Origin of the sequence: Bradyrhizobium sp. CCBAU 11386 (genome assembly GCF_028128955.1) — a bacterium.
Taxonomy (GTDB): domain Bacteria; phylum Pseudomonadota; class Alphaproteobacteria; order Rhizobiales; family Xanthobacteraceae; genus Bradyrhizobium.
In genome coordinates this window covers 17704-34377 of record NZ_LBKA01000195.1, presented here as the reverse complement: position 1 = coordinate 34377, position 16674 = coordinate 17704, and the positions used below count along the sequence as shown (strand labels likewise).

11 protein-coding genes, 1 tRNA gene and 7 pseudogenes are annotated in these 16674 nt (G+C 58.7%); 9 read left to right on the top strand and 10 right to left on the bottom strand.

Annotated features, from left to right (window positions below; translation table 11 throughout):
- Positions 1 to 757: 757 nt before the first annotated feature.
- From XI09_RS14025 to XI09_RS14000, 5 genes and pseudogenes are all read right to left on the bottom strand, one after another.
- Positions 758 to 957, bottom strand: a pseudogene (locus XI09_RS14025) (TIGR02301 family protein); the annotation flags it as partial.
- A 420-nt stretch (positions 958 to 1377) separates the two neighbouring features.
- Positions 1378 to 3696 (bottom strand): S9 family peptidase, encoded by a 2319-nt coding sequence (locus XI09_RS14020; protein WP_271567349.1) that lies wholly within the window; start codon positions 3694 to 3696, stop codon positions 1378 to 1380.
- Positions 3697 to 4439: 743 nt separating this feature from the next.
- Positions 4440 to 4984 (bottom strand): annotated as a pseudogene (locus XI09_RS14015) (IS6 family transposase); the annotation flags it as partial.
- 129 nt (positions 4985 to 5113) lie between these two features.
- Positions 5114 to 5851 (bottom strand): glycoside hydrolase family 12 protein, encoded by a 738-nt coding sequence (locus tag XI09_RS14010; protein ID WP_271567348.1) that lies wholly within the window; start codon positions 5849 to 5851, stop codon positions 5114 to 5116.
- Between the two features lie 651 nt (positions 5852 to 6502).
- Positions 6503 to 6831 (bottom strand): annotated as a pseudogene (locus tag XI09_RS14000) (IS110 family transposase); the annotation flags it as partial.
- Between the two features lie 441 nt (positions 6832 to 7272).
- Between XI09_RS14000 and XI09_RS13995 the strand changes: the two are divergent.
- Complete coding sequence (locus XI09_RS13995; protein ID WP_333939089.1) at positions 7273 to 7590, top strand: BRCT domain-containing protein; 318 nt, start codon at positions 7273 to 7275, stop codon at positions 7588 to 7590.
- Between the two features lie 937 nt (positions 7591 to 8527).
- Here the strand turns inward: XI09_RS13995 and XI09_RS13990 are convergent.
- Positions 8528 to 8598: transfer RNA gene (locus tag XI09_RS13990), tRNA-His, on the bottom strand.
- Between XI09_RS13990 and XI09_RS13985 the strand changes: the two genes are divergently transcribed.
- The gene (locus XI09_RS13985) at positions 8594 to 8983 is read left to right on the top strand and encodes a hypothetical protein (protein ID WP_271567346.1); all 390 of its coding nucleotides are present in this window, start codon (positions 8594 to 8596) and stop codon (positions 8981 to 8983) included. The two genes, XI09_RS13990 and XI09_RS13985, sit on opposite strands and share 5 nt — an antisense overlap.
- 368 nt (positions 8984 to 9351) lie before the next feature.
- On the opposite strand, the pseudogene XI09_RS13980 reads toward XI09_RS13985, so the two are convergent.
- From XI09_RS13980 to XI09_RS13970, 3 genes and pseudogenes are all read right to left on the bottom strand, one after another.
- A pseudogene (locus XI09_RS13980) lies at positions 9352 to 9613 on the bottom strand (ferredoxin--NADP reductase); the annotation flags it as partial.
- An 875-nt stretch (positions 9614 to 10488) separates the two neighbouring features.
- On the bottom strand, positions 10489 to 10797 hold the full coding sequence (locus XI09_RS13975) for a hypothetical protein (RefSeq protein ID WP_271567345.1): 309 nt from the start codon (positions 10795 to 10797) through the stop codon (positions 10489 to 10491).
- Positions 10798 to 11352: 555 nt separating this feature from the next.
- A pseudogene (locus XI09_RS13970) lies at positions 11353 to 11683 on the bottom strand (P-type conjugative transfer protein TrbL); the annotation flags it as partial.
- Between the two features lie 227 nt (positions 11684 to 11910).
- On the opposite strand from XI09_RS13970, the gene aepX reads away from it, so the two are divergent.
- The 7 genes and pseudogenes from aepX (at position 11911) to XI09_RS46170 (ending at position 16080) form a co-directional block, all read left to right on the top strand.
- Positions 11911 to 12768 (top strand): phosphoenolpyruvate mutase, encoded by an 858-nt coding sequence (gene aepX / locus XI09_RS13965; protein ID WP_271567351.1) that lies wholly within the window; start codon positions 11911 to 11913, stop codon positions 12766 to 12768.
- A 579-nt stretch (positions 12769 to 13347) separates the two neighbouring features.
- Positions 13348 to 13607 (top strand): annotated as a pseudogene (locus XI09_RS45765) (TonB-dependent hemoglobin/transferrin/lactoferrin family receptor); the annotation flags it as partial.
- Positions 13608 to 13705: 98 nt separating this feature from the next.
- Positions 13706 to 14041, top strand: coding sequence for an antibiotic biosynthesis monooxygenase family protein (locus tag XI09_RS13955; protein WP_271567344.1), 336 nt, complete (start codon positions 13706 to 13708; stop codon positions 14039 to 14041).
- Positions 14042 to 14053: 12 nt separating this feature from the next.
- The gene (gene hutX, locus XI09_RS13950; protein ID WP_271567343.1) at positions 14054 to 14557 is read left to right on the top strand and encodes a heme utilization cystosolic carrier protein HutX; all 504 of its coding nucleotides are present in this window, start codon (positions 14054 to 14056) and stop codon (positions 14555 to 14557) included.
- Positions 14558 to 14609: 52 nt separating this feature from the next.
- Positions 14610 to 15194: pseudogene (exbB, locus tag XI09_RS13945) on the top strand (tonB-system energizer ExbB); the annotation flags it as partial.
- Entirely contained in the window at positions 15083 to 15421 is a 339-nt protein-coding gene (locus tag XI09_RS46175) for a transposase family protein (RefSeq protein WP_442869589.1), read from the top strand. The pseudogene exbB and the gene XI09_RS46175, both read left to right, overlap by 112 nt.
- Positions 15307 to 16080: an ISAs1 family transposase gene (locus XI09_RS46170; protein ID WP_442869588.1), complete on the top strand. Its 774-nt coding sequence runs from the start codon at positions 15307 to 15309 to the stop codon at positions 16078 to 16080. The genes XI09_RS46175 and XI09_RS46170 overlap by 115 nt, the downstream gene beginning before the upstream one ends.
- A 44-nt stretch (positions 16081 to 16124) precedes the next feature.
- Here XI09_RS46170 and XI09_RS13940 read toward each other — a convergent pair whose 3' ends face one another.
- On the bottom strand, positions 16125 to 16565 hold the full coding sequence (locus tag XI09_RS13940) for an IS66 family transposase (protein ID WP_442869587.1): 441 nt from the start codon (positions 16563 to 16565) through the stop codon (positions 16125 to 16127).
- Between the last annotated feature and the right edge of the window lie 109 nt (positions 16566 to 16674).

The following is a 16674-nucleotide window of genomic DNA, read 5'->3' as shown; positions in this document are numbered from 1 at the left end:
CTGGGTCGGACTTAGCGCCTTAAATGATCCGGATCCGCCTGTTCGCAACGACAGTTGGCGGAATTCTGGAAACAGGCGTGCTCGTGCCTCCCTGTGCGGTATCAGTAAACGTGACGGCACCAGTTGACGTGAGAGCCGTGCTCTTCAGGCACGGGTATCCTGACAAACTTCGGCGCCGACTTAAATCAGGCGCAGCGAGCGGGCCGACGCGCTCCTGTTTCAGCACCACGAATACGGCACTGCCAACTAATGATGAAGCGACACAATGAGGCAAACGATGCTCGGAGGAGGCCGGTCGTTATGCAATCTGACACCTCCACGACCGGCCTGCTCTTTTGTCCCGGGGGACGTCACATGCGACGTAGAGCAGAGTTCTTCAGGAAGCCGGGGCAAGTGCTGGATTAGCCGGAAGACCAATCCACCCCTCCCAACGTCCTTTCAAAGCAGCTTCCTCGGTCCTGGAGAACCAAAGGCGGCGTCCCGTCTCCGAGATCACTTCCAGTGGGCCGGCGTAGTCTTCCGAATGCTTACCAACATATCACCACGATCGACCAGATCGTGCCAGACCAGCTCGACTTCGCCGGTGCAAGAAAAACGTCAGCGGAGGATGCTCGCTCCCCTGGAGGCGAAGTAAGCCTCGCAAGGGCTAAAGTTGCCCATTCGATCACGACGAACCAAGCCGCAATCATCATCCTGCTCGGGTCGTGACTCCGTCCGTGGGCCATCCGCCGGCAGAGTGCCGTCGAGGATCGCGCGGTCAGTTGGCATAGCGGGCCGTCAGGTCGCGTTATATTCAAGCCTTCCTCGATGTAGCCGCGGATCACGACGCAAGCCGCCGGCGTACAGGTCCGGTAGGTCTGTTCGAAGCCTTGTAGCCGCGATTAAAGCCCGCGACCATGCGCGCGCCGCGGTCGCCGGAGGGGGGTCGGCATCGATCAGCGCCTGCATCTCTTTGCGCGTCCGCAGGCGCCCTGTAACAGGCATTCCACCTGCCGAAGCTAGGCGGATCTTGCGACGCCTCGAGTTTCCACTGCCCCTCCAAACACGAATGCTTGCTCAACATGGTCGAGAATCAGATCGGCGTCCGGTGGGCCCAGTACCTGGATCTCAAGATGGTATATCCCAAGCGAATGTGCCGCGAAATCAACACCTGGCAACGATACCGAAATGCCGTCCGCTTCCGCATTAAATGGATGCCCACACTAGAAAAGCGCCCGCGCCGACATCGGCAGCGCCTGTCCCAAAACTCCCAAAGAGTCATAGATCACTGTGCTTTTGCTTTCTAATGCTGAGAGACAAGCGAAATCGGTGGGCGCTCGTTCGAGTCGCCACGGCGTTGGACCTAAATGATGATAGCTCTTCGCGCAATCATGGCCCTTAATTGGGTTTCAGCAGCTTAATCGATAGGGCGTTCCAGTTAGGTGGTATTTGCCCAAGAATATTGCGAACGAAGAAGTCCAGAAGCTTGAGCTCGCTATAATTGCCGGGCGCTCCGTGATCTGCGCTGGGTACCACAAGCATGTCGAAGTATTTTCCTGCCTTGATGAGCCGATCAGCCATCTGGAAGGTAGAGGACGGATCGACATTGCGGTCCATTTCGCCGACAATGAGCATCAACTTACCCTGTAGTCTGTGGGCGTTGTCGATGGCGGAGGACAGCGAATATTCGATGCCAACCGGCCAACCCATCCACTGTTCATTCCACCATATCTTGTCCATCCGGTTGTCGTAACAGCCGCTGTTAGCCACCGCCACCTTGTAAAAATCAGAATGGAAGAGCAGCGCGCTCACCGCGTTCTGCCCGCCGGCGGACCCGCCAAAAATGCCGACGTTCGAGATATCGTACCACGAATATTTCGCGCTCGCCGCCTTATGCCATAGGATCCGATCGGGAAAGCCGGCGTCCTTTAAATTCTTCCAGGCAATGTCGTGGAACGCGCGCGAGCGATTGTTCGTACCCATTCCATCGATCTGAACGACGATAAACCCCATTTGGGTGAGCGGCTCAACCAAGGCCGAGAACGACTTGGGAACGAAAGAACCCGTTGGGCCGGCATAGATGTTTTCCACCACCGGGTATCTCTTGTTTCGATCGAAGTTGAGGGGCTTGTGAATAACCCCCCATATATCGGTCTCGCCGTCCCGGCCCTTGGCATGGAAGCTGAGGGGCGGCTGCCAGCCGGAGGCGATGAGTTCGGAGATATCGGCGCTCTCAACCTGCATCAGCTCGACATTATCACTGGCGCGATACAACACCAAGCGCGGCGGGACATCGATGCGTGACCACAGGTCGAGATAGTAGCGGCCGTTAGGTGAAAACTCAATGTGATGGTTGGCCGGTTCAGGAGTGAGCGCGGTCAGTCCGCTCCCATCGAAGTCGACACGGTAAGCATGGACAAAATAGGGATCTTCCCCTTTTTCCTTCCCGCTCGCACCAAACCAAATCTGGCGCTTGACCGGATCGACGTAGTAGACCGCGCGAACCACCCAATCTCCTCTAGTGATCTGGTTTTTGAGCTCACCGGTTCGGCCATCGAAGAGGTACAGATGCTCGTATCCATCGCGCTCGGACGCCCAGATGATCTCCTTCCCGTCCTCAACGTCGTAGCGGAAGAACTTTCCAGTATTCCGCTGGTCCATCACTAGAGGCTGGTAATCGATGAAGGTAATGCTGCGCTCATCAATCAGAGCGCGCACCTTACCTGTAGCAGCTTCCACCTCGACAAGGCGATAGAGTTGGTGCCCGCGCTGATTATACTCGAAGGTGAACCCGCGACCATCTTTCCACCACTTGATCGGCGAAAGGTGGTAGGGATTTGGAAAGGAAGCATTGTCGATTTCAATCTTGCTCTGCATGATGATGTCAAACAGCACCGGCTGGAGCAGTGGCAAGGCATCACCCGGCTTCGGATACGTCATCGTCGAATATCTAGGTTGAAGCTCGTCCGTCGGGGACGATTCGATGTAGTGGATCTGACGTTTGTGGCCTGGACGGATGCGGTAAGCCGCGAGGTGACGCGAATCTGGAGACCATCTTAGCGTCGAGAAAGCATAGTAGTTGCCTTCCGATCCGTCCCAGGTCAAAGGGATGTCCTGCAAGCCGTCCTCGCTGCGCAGGAAGATATTGTATTTTGTAGTATAGGCCAACCATTTGCCGTCAGGGGATATGCTTGTGTTCTCCGGATCGTTCTCCGCGGGCGGGGTGGGATCATAGCCCATCTGTTGATGGACGTCCGGGTGCATGGCATTGGCTGTGCAGCCATAGCTTACGAGATCGCATGTCCACCGGGTGTTGTCGATGTTGAAGGTGATCATGCGAGCATCGTCGGCCAGCTCGAAACGGTCGAACGGCAGATTGTCGGCTTTATAGTTCTCGAGGCTTGCCCTGGCCAGCGCCGCCGCGAGGCGGGTATGATCAAAAGCCGGCTGCTTTCCGCCAGTGGCGGCATCGACCCGCATGAACTGGTGCTTGCCTTGAGTCGTCCGTCGGTAGACGAACGCTTCGCCCTCTGCGAGCCAGAACGGAACGTCGGGCATATTGACAGTGAGCTGGTTATATTGAGCGCCGATCGTGAGCGCTCGCTCGTAATCGGACGGCACCAGCAGCGGCTTTGCAATGTTGTCGGCCGGAGCCTGCGCGGCTGCCAATCCCTGCTGACCCAGCAGCGCAAGCATGAAAGCGCCAAGCTTGTACATGTTCGTTCACTCGTCCTCGTTCTGTGGGGATAACGGAGGCTGGGGATGACCTCACGAAATGGCGCAGCTGCGTTCAGTGTCTCCTCCAAAGCCCAGCACTGGCCCGTGCGCACAAAGCGTCCTAAACGTTGCACGCAAGTCTTGCGCCAGAATCAGGCTCCAATCTTCCAGACATTGATCACCGCTCTGGCCCCAGCCAGGGATGCAGGGGTATGGACGATGGCGCCATAGATAGATGGGCCGTAGGGGTCACTGAAGATGTCCGGCCATTGCCGCCACCGCCGTGCACGCAATGTAATTCCCGGTCCAGCTCCACAGTGTCGGATGAAACCTTCACCGCTGGATCGAGATCCGCCGAATTAGCGCCACCGCAAGCGGCAAGCGTAACTGCTGCCGCGCCCCGTACAAGAACTCCAGGTCGCATATCACCTCACGAACAACACATGTGCGCGCCATCCGCAACGACGCTCGATGTCGTAGCCTCGCTTCTACGCCCCTGGTGGTGAGCAGAATCCATGCCAGCGAAGCGATGCGCATTCCCGACGGCTTCCGATAGCTATGTCGCTTACGCGACAGGGCTAGCGATTGTTGAGGCACGCCGTATGTCTGACCTCGAACACACCAGAACGTCCTGCCGTAGCGGCCGGTCAGCTTTGCGGGCTGCATTTCGGTCTTCGTCGGCCGATGATGCAATCAAGGCCGACGAAGAACGTGTGGGCGACGCATGGGAGGGCATCGTCAACTTAATCGACCGCCGAGACGAAGGAGGCGATTCTCGAAGGTTCGAGATTCGGCGTCGAGATTTCGCGCCAAGTCGCAAAGGCTCATTCGCGCGAAGCACGACGGAAGTCGGCGGTGATAGCTCCGAGATAGGGGATGTGGAAAAGGTTCGCGACCTGATCGTGAACTGACTGAAACCGTTGAGCCCAGTGGGACGATTTGAAACGCTTCATGATCCGCTCGCGTCGCCGCGTCGGCTGATGAGAATTCTCGGGCCGATTGTTAAGAGCTTTGTGCTGGCGAGGTTCAACCCTCGCGACGCCGTACGAACGCAGCTTGTCCGTGATCATCACGCGCGGCGGCGTGCCGGCGGACTTAAAAGCCGCTGCGCAGCGCGCGAGTCTCTTCTCGACGCTGGATCAAGACGTCGAGAGCGAAGCCCTTCTGGTCGACAGCGCGCCAGAGCCAATGTTTGTTCGCCCGCGATCGAGATAGCGACCTGGTCCAGATGCCATTTGCCACCGCGAGCGGGAGCGCGCTGGCGGATCCGATCGGAGAACGCCTCTCCCCTTCTCGGTGTTGAAAATCTCCGGCGTGCCGTGCGTTGCCATCGCCTCGTCCAGAGCCGCCACTCAGAAGGAGACGTCCATCGTATTCGACAGCCGCCACGCCAGAACCGCACGGCTCCCGCGAGTACTCACCTCGATGTTAGGGTCCAATTATTGAAGTTAAAGTTCATCCCACCTGGAGAGGAGGTGATCTCAACGCCGTATTGGACGTTGCCGACGTTTATCTCCCCAAAGTACCCTTTCGACTTGATCCACAGCAGGACACTCTTGATATCCACCGTCCCAGTGTTGGTCTTCGAAGTGCGCAGGAATGAGATGACCTTATGGTGATTTTCTCCTTGAAATACGTTCCAAGTCGCTCCGCCTACATCGACATTTGTGTAGATCGGTATCGCGGCCCCGGAAGAAGCGTACTTGTAAGAAATAGGCTTGACGTTGCCGCCACCATCAGGATTGCCGGTGTAATTCGTCCAGAGCATTATCTCATACTGATTTGAGCTGTCCCAGATATCGTAGGCGACGTCCCAGGCGCCGCTAGTCGGAACGTCCTGATTGAAGGTCGAGATCAGAGTGTTGATCGAACTGAGCGGTTTACCGACATTGAAACCCTCGTGGGGATAGCTCTTGATTCCGCCAGCATCAGGCTGGTTCGACCACACCCCCCACTGGTTGACAGCACTCACCGAGATAGTCTGGGGCCCTGCGCCCCTGCCCCATACGTCGTTATTCCAACTGTAGCCATCGATTGAAAAGCTCCCGTATTGAGCACTCGAACTCCATATCGGAGCTTTTGCCGATGCCGCGAGAAGCGCACCCTTGGTAGCAATCAGGACCACAAGCACCTTTAGCTTCGACACGCTCGCCATTCTCAATCTCCAACCTTTGCCCGCTCGCCCCTCGCAAGAGTTGGGCCATAATGGGCAGAGCCAGACGTCGCTATTTTTCTCGCGCTTCCGGTCGCGTTCCCGACAGGCTGGCGGATTTCAGACCAGGGCCCCTCGCGATTGGTTGGAACTGAAAGCGGCGTAGTCTCCGAGGTGATCAACCTCGAATCATCCGCCGTTTGGAGCGCCGGATCGGAGATCCATGCCATGACCAGCAACATCACAAAGATGCATTTCCCCACCGCGTGAAAGAGAGACGGCTCCGCAGCTTTTCGAAATTGATTCGATCCGGTCGAAACGGCGCTGCGGGAATTGATTAGAAGAATTGCTCCGCAGCGAGCTCGATCCGGCCCTTGCGCGGCCGCGCTACGGACGCGGCGTGAAGGCCGGCCATGAGGGAACGCCCCGTTACGGGCATCGACCCGGCAGCCGGCTGCGGTCGCTGACCGGTAGCTTCGGTTCGATTAAAATCGCGGCCCGCGTGCCCGGCTTGACACCCGCGATGGGGGACGACCGAATGGAAGAGCCAATTGCTGCGGGGCTGCAAGGATCGCCTCAGCCCTGCCGAGGTAGACATCGACAGGAGTGAGGTTGTCGATGCTCTCATGACAGCGGACGTGATTGTAGTGTTCGACGAACCGGGACGAAGCGCATGGTATTGCAGCCTCGCTGATCGCCTCTGCGTCGGCAGCATTAGTCTTCCCGCGCTTGACGAATGGCTTCACATATTGAGGTAGCAGAAGTTTGACGTCATGACCCAAAGCCGCGATCTCGCGCGCCCAATAGTGCGCGCTCGCGCATGCTTCCATTCCGACCAAACACGGTGACAATTTCTCGAAGAAGCGCAAGACGTCCGCACGCCGTAGCTTTCGCTGGAACAGCGGTGCGCCTTCAGCGTCTGCGCCATGAACCTGGAAAACCTGCTTGGCCAAATCTAGCCCACTAGTAGTAACATCCTTCACGGAACGGTCCCTACTTGTGACTCCCGATGACTACTTTGACCCAATCAATGTCTCTATTCATGGGATCGGTGAAAGCCAAATCCGAAGCGCCCGAAGTTTCCGGACATCTATCCGCAACTGGCCTCGCGCCTGACTGGTGCGGTGGTTGTCAGTCATACGCTATTCGATCGAGCGGCGATGCGACAGGCATCCGCTCGACACCGCCTCACAGACGTTAGTTGCCGGTGGCTGGACACGACGCGGCGAGCTTGGGCTCAATTCGCACGCGCAGGCTATGGTCTTGGAGATCTGACGCGCGAATTCGGTATCACATTCAGCTATCATCATGCAGCGGAAGATGCTCGCGCCACGGGCATGATCCTCCTTAAAGCTATGGAAGAGACAGGCCTGTCGATTGACGACTGGATCACACGTTGCCAGGCTCTTACCCCATAGGGCCATATAACGCGCGAGGGCAATCTCGACGGCCTGCTCGCTGGAGAAGTGGTGGTCTTCACAGGAGCTTTGTCGATGCCGCGACGCAAAGCGGCCGACCTGGCGGCCCGTGTAGGCCGCGAAGTGGATGGCGGCGTCACGAAAAACACGACGCTGCTCATCGTGGGCGATCAAGATGTGACCCGTTTCGCAACCGGTCAATCGAAGAGCAGCAAGCATCTCAAAACTGAAGCGCTGATAGCAAAAGGGCAACGAATCCGCATCCTCCGCGAGAGCGCTTCTCTTCAGCTCGCGAAAGCCGCGGCCGACTATGCCCAGGAGTAGCGACGGTTACGTATCCACATGACCGCATCGATATTCTCAGCAATAGCATAGGCGTTCGCAAGCGCAAGCGCGTGTTATATGAATATCTTCGCCAAGTGACTTGATGTCACGATCCCCGCGCACGCGGTGCTGGACCTTCGCAATGTGCGAAAGATCATTAGCCACCGGCTGTTCACGAGTGTGGACCGCGTCTCACCATCGGCCGACCGTGCAGAAAGACGGCGGATGACAGCCACTTTGCGCCGATTATCGCTGTGGTTGTAATGCTAAGATTGCACCCGGTATTTGCGGAACCGACATGATCAAGAGTATTCGTAATACTGTCATGGTAGGAACTTTGCTCGCAATCGCTGCCGGCAATGCGACCTGGGATTTTGCGAATGGCTATTTCGCCTGCATTCTTGCTTGCCGCGTCATTCGGTGCTGGCCTTCGGTTCGAACGCGCCTTCATCAAACGCGCTCATCGTGAGATGATCCGCCTTCACGGCGCGGACTGGCACGCTGGAGACCGCTAGTCTGCGGGCAATCGCGTTTCACCCAAAGGACACACCAAACAACCAGGGCGAAGGAATGACAGTCAATCATATCAGTGCGCTTAGGAACCGGTCCAGGCGATGGAGCAAGGAAGAGGACGAGCGCCTGCTCGAACTCGGCTCGAACAACGAAGTGCCGAAGCGTATTTCTATCCTGCTCGAGAGAAGCGAAGTCGCTGTCGCTCAGCGGATGAGAAAATTGCAAGTGAGGCGCCCAAAGTCCAACCAGACCTCCAGAACGGATGGATGCAACGGCTAACACACGAATAATTCGGCATCACCAATGGCGACCTCTCCGAATTAGCCGATTGATAAAGCGAGCATACAGCTGTGTACCCGAGTCTCCCCCAATGAGCCTCACTCATCGCAGCACGCCGAGCCATCCGGATAGCTCGCCAAGCCGGCACCACCTGGCCGACTCGAACGGCCATTACCGGATCCACAATCCAGCGTTCTACCCTTAAACGAAAATGGCGAAAGAAAACGAGTTGGCAACAGCAGAACAGAAGGCAGCATCCGTGAAGATAGTTGATGCCGTAAAAGCGCTCAACGAAGCACTGATGGATGCCGGCGAGCAAGACCTATCCGTCGAACTTGTTGTCCGGCCAAGTCGCGCGGCACAACAAACTCAACAGCGTCAGCAAACTGGAGACTCGAGAGACGGCGCTGCCGTGAGCTTGATCGATATCATATTGACCGAGTTGCGCCGGCAGCACGAGGAACATAAGGGCGGCGGCGTCCATGTCGACGCCGGCAATCCCCGTGATACGATCATCGACGGTAGTGTCGATCTGATCGCGTTGGTTGAGGCGATCGATCAGCATCGATCGCAAGTCGGGAGGTCAAACGATGGTGCCTGAAGGAAGATTCGAATTTCCCACCCGGAGAGCTTCGATCGGCACACGCCCTCCAATTGTCGCGCACCGTGATCGCTGCCACGAATTCGCGGAGAGACCGGGGATAATCAGACCTATGACCAAAGCTCGCGTTGAATTTATCGGCGGTCCCGCAGATGGGGCCAAGATGCAGCGTCCGCGCGTTGCGACAGTAGACGTGCCAACTCCGAGTCTCGGCAAATTCACCTACACGCTACGGCGTTGCCGCGATGACGATGGCAATCTCGTCGAGGTCCTGGCACCGGCCGGCCGCGAGGTAGATCGCGCCTTTCTTGCCAAGCGAGGGCTCCGGAATTGATGGTAGAGACCGGGGTTCGAGCCCGGGAGACACCGAATCGCAGATAGGTTTCAGGATCCTTGATCACGCTCAGAAACGGAGCAAGACCGGCGCCGGTGCCAATCAGATAGAGATTGCGTCCATCCTCGCGCGAGGCCGTAGGCACGCAGCAGCGGCTTTTCGCCGACCTTGAGCCCGATCATAGTGAATTCGCCGCTGCGGAAGCGAAACGATGGATTCCGCATGGTGGTGAAGCTGAAGAGATTGTCGGTCCAGTGATGGACGCTCAGCACGCTTTCCTGGCTGAAATTGCTCATCTCACCACTTCCGCGAAGGTTAGGGTGTTATCCGGGCACCTGTTTTCCGAAAAGATCATGGTCAAGGCGCGAAACGCAACGAGCGCATTCGCTTTAAGTGAACGCAAAGGCAAGCAGGCTCGAGCAGAGCACCACCAGACCGACCGCGGTCACTGTCAGGAAGCTGTCGGAGACGAGGTCACGATTGCGCATGAAACACCCGCGATTGCTCCGTAGGAGCGAGGACAGCAGTCCCGCCTTGGCTCGACGAGAAAACAGCCGGTCACCGCCTCAAGCACCTTCTGCCTCCAGTGCTCGTACTTAGGTCTCGGGAATGGGACACCGGTTAGTCTTTGAGGGATGCGGAGATTGTCGTGCCCACACATCATCGCTATTGGCCTTGGCGAGGTTAGACCTGCCCTTGCGTTGGTATCGTGCGTTTCTTGGGGTAAACCCGCAGCATTGCTTCGTTCTATCGGATACGGCGCGGGAAAGCGGCGAGATGTCGGGCGTCCACGATCGGCACAAGCTGCGTCATCCTACCGATCTCATCGATAGAGAAAGTCGTCGGCGCAGGCGGCCGTAGCTTACGATGCGTTCGCGTATCTCATCTTCTGTCGTAGCGGGTCCCAAACTCTAGGCGACAAATTTGCGCCCGGGCGACCACTTGGCAATCATTTTAGGAACCTCTTTCACGATTTCCGCTCCCACCCAATTCAGATTGGAAGATTTCTTCTGGCGTTTGCCGCGCGACTATCGCTTGAGAGGCACTAGCAAAATGCGGCATTCCGTGGACGAGGTGCGTCGCGGTGTCGAACATTCGCCGGCGCTTGCTGTGATCGCTCACAGTCCCGGCAGGTTGAAACCGCGCCGACTCGCGCCCCTAGTCGCTGAACCTAGCGCTGGTCGACGGCCGAAGCACCCACGGGAAAAGCGAACCAGACCCATGCGATGATGTGAAGGACAAGTTTGAAAATAAAGGATATCTGGTACGCGATCTCCGGATAATGCCCTGCCTGAGGCGTCCAATGTTCGCTGGTGATCTTGGCTTGCTGACTTCGGTCTATTTTCTCTCCTTCGCGGTAGCGCAGATACCCATCGGCATCCTTCTGGATCGGTATGGTCCGCGGCTGATCCAGAGCGTGCTGCTGGTTGCTGCTGCGGTGGGCGCCGCATTCTTTGGCTAAATCAGACAAATTGCTCATGCTGCTTTCTAGGCCGGGCGCTACTCGGTCTCGGAGTCGCCGCGAGCCTGACCGCCCGGATTGAAGGCCCTCGTTCTCTGGTTTCCGAAGGACCGCCTTCCGTTTCTCAACGGCATGATGGTCATGCTCGGTGCATTGGGAGCGGTCGCCGCGACCTTGCCGGCGCAGTGGTTGCTGGCTTGGCTTGGGTGAAGAACACTCTTCGCATTGTTAGCTGTCGTCACGGCCGGCTGCTCGGCGATGGTCTATCTCTTGGTGCCTGAAAGTGCATCGGCAACGCCGGCCACAGGCGGAACAGCCATGGCCAGCTTGAAGCAGATTTATACCGATCCGCATTTCTGGCGCCTGGCGCCGCTATCAGCAACTTCTGTCGGCGCCGCTGGAGCCCTCGCTGAAGTGAGGCCGTGAGCCTGTTTTGGAAAGTTCCGCATACTGCCGTCATCCCGCACGGCAGCGTTCGGCTCTGATGCGCCATCAACCGTGGCGGATGCGCTAAGAAATGATCCAGAGGACTTGGAAGTTGTGCCGTACGCCTCGCAGGCCGCGAAATCACCCTCGGAGCGTTCTCATTTCCAAGGGAGCTGCCGCGCTACTGGCCGCCGCACGGCCTGCACCGCCGAGACCGGACGCGACGCCGCCAGCGCCGGACCGACCGGCTGATACGAGGCTGTAAGCGGAGGACATGGCGCCCGCCATGGCCGCACCACGACGTGCGGCAGCCGCAGCACCAGAGCTAGCTGCCATCGCTCCCCTTTCCGGCAAGCCCAAGCGCCGCGCCGCCGTCCATCGCCGTGCCAGTGACGGCGGGGCCCGTGCCTACGGCAGCGCCCGCGCCAAGCTGAGACGCGCCGGAAACAAGACCGGTGGCGATGCCGACGATGAAAAGGAAGGAACTCGATTGCCGCATGCGCTGTTCAATTTTCGCGCAACAATTTTTCAGCAAGGTCAACTACCAACCACCGCAATTGATATCGATGACAGAAACATGTCACCTTCCACCGATGAACGTCGGCCGATCAAACGCACTGGCAAGGCCTCGGTATGCAAAACCAATCACAGCGATCTGTTCCCGCCAGTGCTTCTTATCCACGCGCTGATTCCTCATTAACTAAGATGTTGCGCGGTGAAATCTGCTCCAGCAGCGAACTCTCCTTCCTCATGGAGGCGCATGATGGACTCTCCGCCGCGATCGCCGAGAGCGCAGGCTTCAAAGGTCTCTGGGCATCAGGCCTGTCAATTGCCTGCTCTCTCGGCTACCGCGATGCCAACGAGGCGTCATGGAGCCAACTTGTTGACGTCGTCGAGCGGATCGTGGACTCGACCACGCTGCCTGTCCTGGTTGACGGCGATGGCGGCTTCGGGAATTTCAACAACGCTCGTCTGCTGGCACGTAAACTCCGTCAACGCGGCGCTGCTGGGATTGCCCTGGAAGACAGCTGTTTTCCGAAGATGAACTCGCTTATTGGCGAACGGCATCCCCTCGCCGATATCGACGAATTCTCGGGCCGTCTGCGTGCAGTGAAGGATACTGTAGGGGAAGACTTGGTCCTCGTGGCCCGGATCGAGTCGCTGATCGCCGGCCATGGAATGGACGACGCAATTTCGCGCGCTAATGCTTACGCGGATGCGGGTGCCGATGCGATCCTCATTCACTCACGAAAGAGCATCGCGGACGAGATCTTTTCGTTCGTGCGCGCTTGGCGGAACAGGTTGCCCGTCGTGATCGTTCCAACGAAATACTATCGAACACCGACCTCGGCGTATCGAAAAGCCCACGTCTCTACGGTGATCTGGGCCAACCATGCCATGCGAGCTGCAATAGCGGCGATGCGGCAGGTCTGCCATCGCATCTTCACTGAGGAGCACACGGCCAGCATTGAGCCGAATATTGCGACGCTCGACGAGGTCTTCGAACTCTTGAGGTACGACGAACTCGCTCGCGCCGAAGCGCGCTATCTGCACCCCTCCTGACTGTGGCAATAACGTCCCATTCATGCTGTGGCCTACTCGTTTCTCGACGGATCATCGTCATGCAACCGGCTGCCTTTCCACCGCACGCCATCACATTTGTCAGCGAAGGACAGTTTTTTGCTCCTGAAATCGCGCATACAATTGACTGCCGCGACAGCTCTTACGCGACCAATCTGTCGATTGGCGCAATATCTCGACCCATCTCAACGACCATCCAGTTCACCGACAGGCCTACAAGCTCATTCCTGTCTTGAAACTCCAACGGGGACGATGTCCGTGTTTCCTGAGATGTAGGGTCCGCGTTTCAAGAAGCCCATAGACTCCATACTGCTGCCGACAACCACGAGCGATATTATGGACTGGTGGAGAGCGCATGTGCTGGCGCAACGGATAGCCTTTGTTCAAATCTCGGCTTTTGCGATAGGACCGGTTATTGAGATGGGCTCTATCCCGAGCCGGACTGTTATTTACGCCATTTCGGGTAGGGGACTCGCATATGGCGATGGAGGAGGGTTGCCAATCGGTTGGAGCTGGATTCTTTGGGTGTCTCTCGATTCCCGAGGGAGACCAGAATGTGTCGGTCCCAACAACGACGTGCCCTCAGGCTATTTGCCCGCGACCGGCTATGAGCTGGTCAACCTGTACCTGACCTACAACGCGACGCGGGACATCGTTTTCACCGCATCGATCAACAATCTGCTCAACCAGTACTACCGGCCCTACGCGATCCCCGGCAGCTCCACCGACGGCACCACGCAGAAAACGACGTGCTGTGGGCGAGCCCGGGACCGGGACGCGTCTACAACGCCGGCCTGAAGATTTACTTTGGGGGCGCGTAACCGGCCAGATGAAGCACACCACAAACCTCCGCCGGGCCATGCTGATGCCCCAGCGCGGCTTCGGCGTGTTTCCATTCTGATGACAGGGAGAGAATGACATGTTTATCGCCATGAACCGTTTCGAGGTGAGGAAGGGCGCGGAATCGGCCTTCGAGAACGTCTGGGCCACCCGCGAGTCCTATCTTGGGGCCATGGCCGGCTTCGTCGAATTTCACCTCTTGAGGGGACCGCAAGCCGACGACCACACGCTCTATTCGTCGCACACCGTCTGGGTCGACAAGGCAGCGTTCGAAGCCTGGACGCGCTCGGAAGAATTCCGCCGCGCGCATGCCCGCGCCGACAACCGGACCGGCGAGAGCCTCTATCTCGGCGATCCCAAGTTCGAGGGTTTTGAGGTGATCCAGACCGAGCGCAAGACGAGCGCGGTCGCCTGAAAGGAACGGAATATGCTGAGCACAGAGCTTGCCGCTCTCAAGGCGCACATGGCGGATGATCCAGGCGCTGTCATCGAGGACGTCGCGCGCGAGCGCAAGGTCACGCCGCGCCAGGTCATCGAGGCGCTGCCGGAAAGGATGGTCGCCATGGCCGGCGGCAATCACTTCGCCGCCGTGATGGCCGACATCGCGCAATGGGGCGAGGTCACACTCATCGTGCACACCGAGGACGCGATCTTCGAGTTCACCGGCGGCGTTCCCGCCGGTGAGGTCAGCCGCGGCTATTTCAACCTGATGCAGCCGAAAGGCCTGCACGGCCATCTCCGGCACGAGCGCTGCGCGGCGATCGCTTTCGTCGAGCGGCCCTTCATGGGCAAGATCTCGGCCTTCATTGCCTTCGTCAATGTCGATGGCGGTATCATGTACAAGGTCTTCGTCGGCCGCGACGAGACCCGCGCATTGCGTACGGATCAGCTCGAGCGGTTCAGGCAGCTTGCGAGGACCGCCACGGAGTAACCATCGCCACGTCTCGCCTGTTGGGAGATCGACATGCAGAGTGACGGCGGGGATCGGCACAGCGGCGACGCTCGTGCCGTCGTCTGCGCTCGCCGCGACGGCCGAGGCGCTGTTGCCGCGCAACTTCTCGCCATGGGGCATGTTCGTCAGCGCCGATATCGTCGTCATGATCGGGCTCGCGATCGCGTCGCTGGTGACTTGGACTGTCTGGCTCGTCAAGACCATCGAGCTCAACCGCAAGAGCGCGCTGGCGAAGCGCAGGATGCGCACGCTCGAAAGCAACATCGCCATCGCTGACGCGCTAGTGCAAACCGGCAGCGCCAATGATGCCGTGGCGCGGCTGATCCAGTCGACGGCGAAAGAGGTCGAACTCTCCGGCGGCATTCTCGACGACGGCCTGCCCGAGCGCGTGGCGCTGCGGCTGGAGCGGGTCGAGGCCGCGATGTCCAGGCAGATCGCGCGCGGCACCGGCGTGCTTGCGACCATCGGCGCCACCGCGCCGTTCGTCGGCCTGTTAGGCACGGTCTGGGACATCATGAACTCGTTCATCGGCATCTCCGAGAGCCACACCACAAGCCTTGCGGTGGTCGCGCCCGGCATCGCGGAGGCGCTGCTCGCCACCGCGCTCGGTCTCGTCAACTCAAGCGCCTGTTTCGACCGCTCAAGGATCCCCGCGCCAGCAACGTCCGACACGATCTGGTCGAGATCCTCGTCATCGCCTTTGCGGCGACGTTGGCCGGCGCCAAGACTTGCACGGAGTTCGAGTTTTTCGGCAAAGGCCGAGAGGAGCTGTTGCGACGATTCCTGGAGCTCAGATACGGCATCCCAGCCACGATACGTTCAGCAACGTCTTCCGTGCTCTGAACCCGAAGGGCTTGGAAGCGGTTTTGCGCAAGTTCAGCAAGAGCTTCGGCGTCAAGGGCGTGGTCAGCAGACGGCAAGGCGTTGCGCGGAGCCTTCATGGTGGCCGGCAGGCCACGCCGCTGCATATGGTCAATGTCTGTGCAGCCGGCACGCGCATGGCGTTGGCTCAGAAGAAGGCTCCCAATCGCAACGAGGTTGCCGGCGCTATCGAAGTTCTTGCCTCGTTCGATCTGGAGGGCGCTCTTGTCACCGCCGACGCCTTGCATTGCAGGCCCGACACGGCGCAGGCCATTTGCGAGCGAAACGGCCACTACGTTCTCGCCATCAAGAGCAATCGCGGCCGCTCTTCAAGGCTGCCAAGACGTTGCTCGACACCGCCCGAAGGCCTGCGCGAGCAAGCCAGCGAAGAACCTCCGCTCACGGCCGCCTCGAGCGTCGGCAGGCGATCGTCGCACCGGCACCTCAATTGGCGAGGCAATACGGCTTCCCCTCTATCGCTGCCGTCGGCCGCATCGACAGTTGGCGCGCTGACGCCGGCAAGACGGCCAAGCAGACGATCCGGTAGTTTCTGGCTTCGCGTCTGCTCTCGGCCAAGAAGCTGCTCCACGTCGTGCGCTCGGTTTTCCAATTCCACGGCAGCAGCGTGTTCAGCTGATTGATCATGCTGCGTCCAGAGACGATGCGCTCGAGAACATCAGTGAGATTAGTGCCGCGGGTCGATGTCGTGAAGCTTTGCCGAGTTGATGAGCGATGCGAGAGTGGCCCAGGTTTCGGCGCCCTCACTGCCTGCGAACAGATAGTTTTTCTTGCCCAAGCCGATCGGCTTGATGCTGCGTTCGACCGTATTGCTGTCAATCTCGATGCGCCCATCATCGATGAAGCGCGTCACGCCTTTCCAATGGTTGAGGGTGTAGCGGATCGCCTTGCCAAGGCCGGATTTCTTCGAGACTTCCAGCAGTCGCGCCTCGAGCCAGGGCATGAAGTCCTCGATCAGCTGTCTGGTGTCGGATTGCCGCACCGCAGCTCGCTGCGTCGGGCGGCGGCACGAGCCGTCTGTGCCGTGAACGAAGAGAGACAGCTGTCCGAGTTCCAGTGTCTCGGAGCGGGGACCGAAGATCGTGCGCTTGTACTGGGACAGGATCATCAGGAGCTTGTCGTTCTCCTGGATCGCGGCGTCGCGTTGGGCGATCGCTGTATCACGCGCGGTCGAAAGCGAGCTGCATTCCGCCGACAAGCCGCAAGACGTGACGATA

Excerpts from the sequence above, each read along its gene's own strand:
- XI09_RS13975 (WP_271567345.1), bottom strand. The coding sequence starts at position 10,797 with ATGAGCAATTTGTCTGATTTAGCCAAAGAATGCGGCGCCCACCGCAGC.
- XI09_RS13940 (WP_442869587.1), bottom strand. The coding sequence starts at position 16,565 with ATGATCCTGTCCCAGTACAAGCGCACGATCTTCGGTCCCCGCTCCGAG.
- XI09_RS13955 (WP_271567344.1), top strand. The coding sequence starts at position 13,706 with ATGTTTATCGCCATGAACCGTTTCGAGGTGAGGAAGGGCGCGGAATCG.
- hutX (WP_271567343.1), top strand. The coding sequence starts at position 14,054 with ATGCTGAGCACAGAGCTTGCCGCTCTCAAGGCGCACATGGCGGATGAT.
- XI09_RS14010 (WP_271567348.1), bottom strand. The coding sequence starts at position 5,851 with ATGGCGAGCGTGTCGAAGCTAAAGGTGCTTGTGGTCCTGATTGCTACC.
- XI09_RS13985 (WP_271567346.1), top strand. The coding sequence starts at position 8,594 with ATGGCGAAAGAAAACGAGTTGGCAACAGCAGAACAGAAGGCAGCATCC.
- XI09_RS14020 (WP_271567349.1), bottom strand. The coding sequence starts at position 3,696 with ATGTACAAGCTTGGCGCTTTCATGCTTGCGCTGCTGGGTCAGCAGGGA.
- aepX (WP_271567351.1), top strand. The coding sequence starts at position 11,911 with ATGTTGCGCGGTGAAATCTGCTCCAGCAGCGAACTCTCCTTCCTCATG.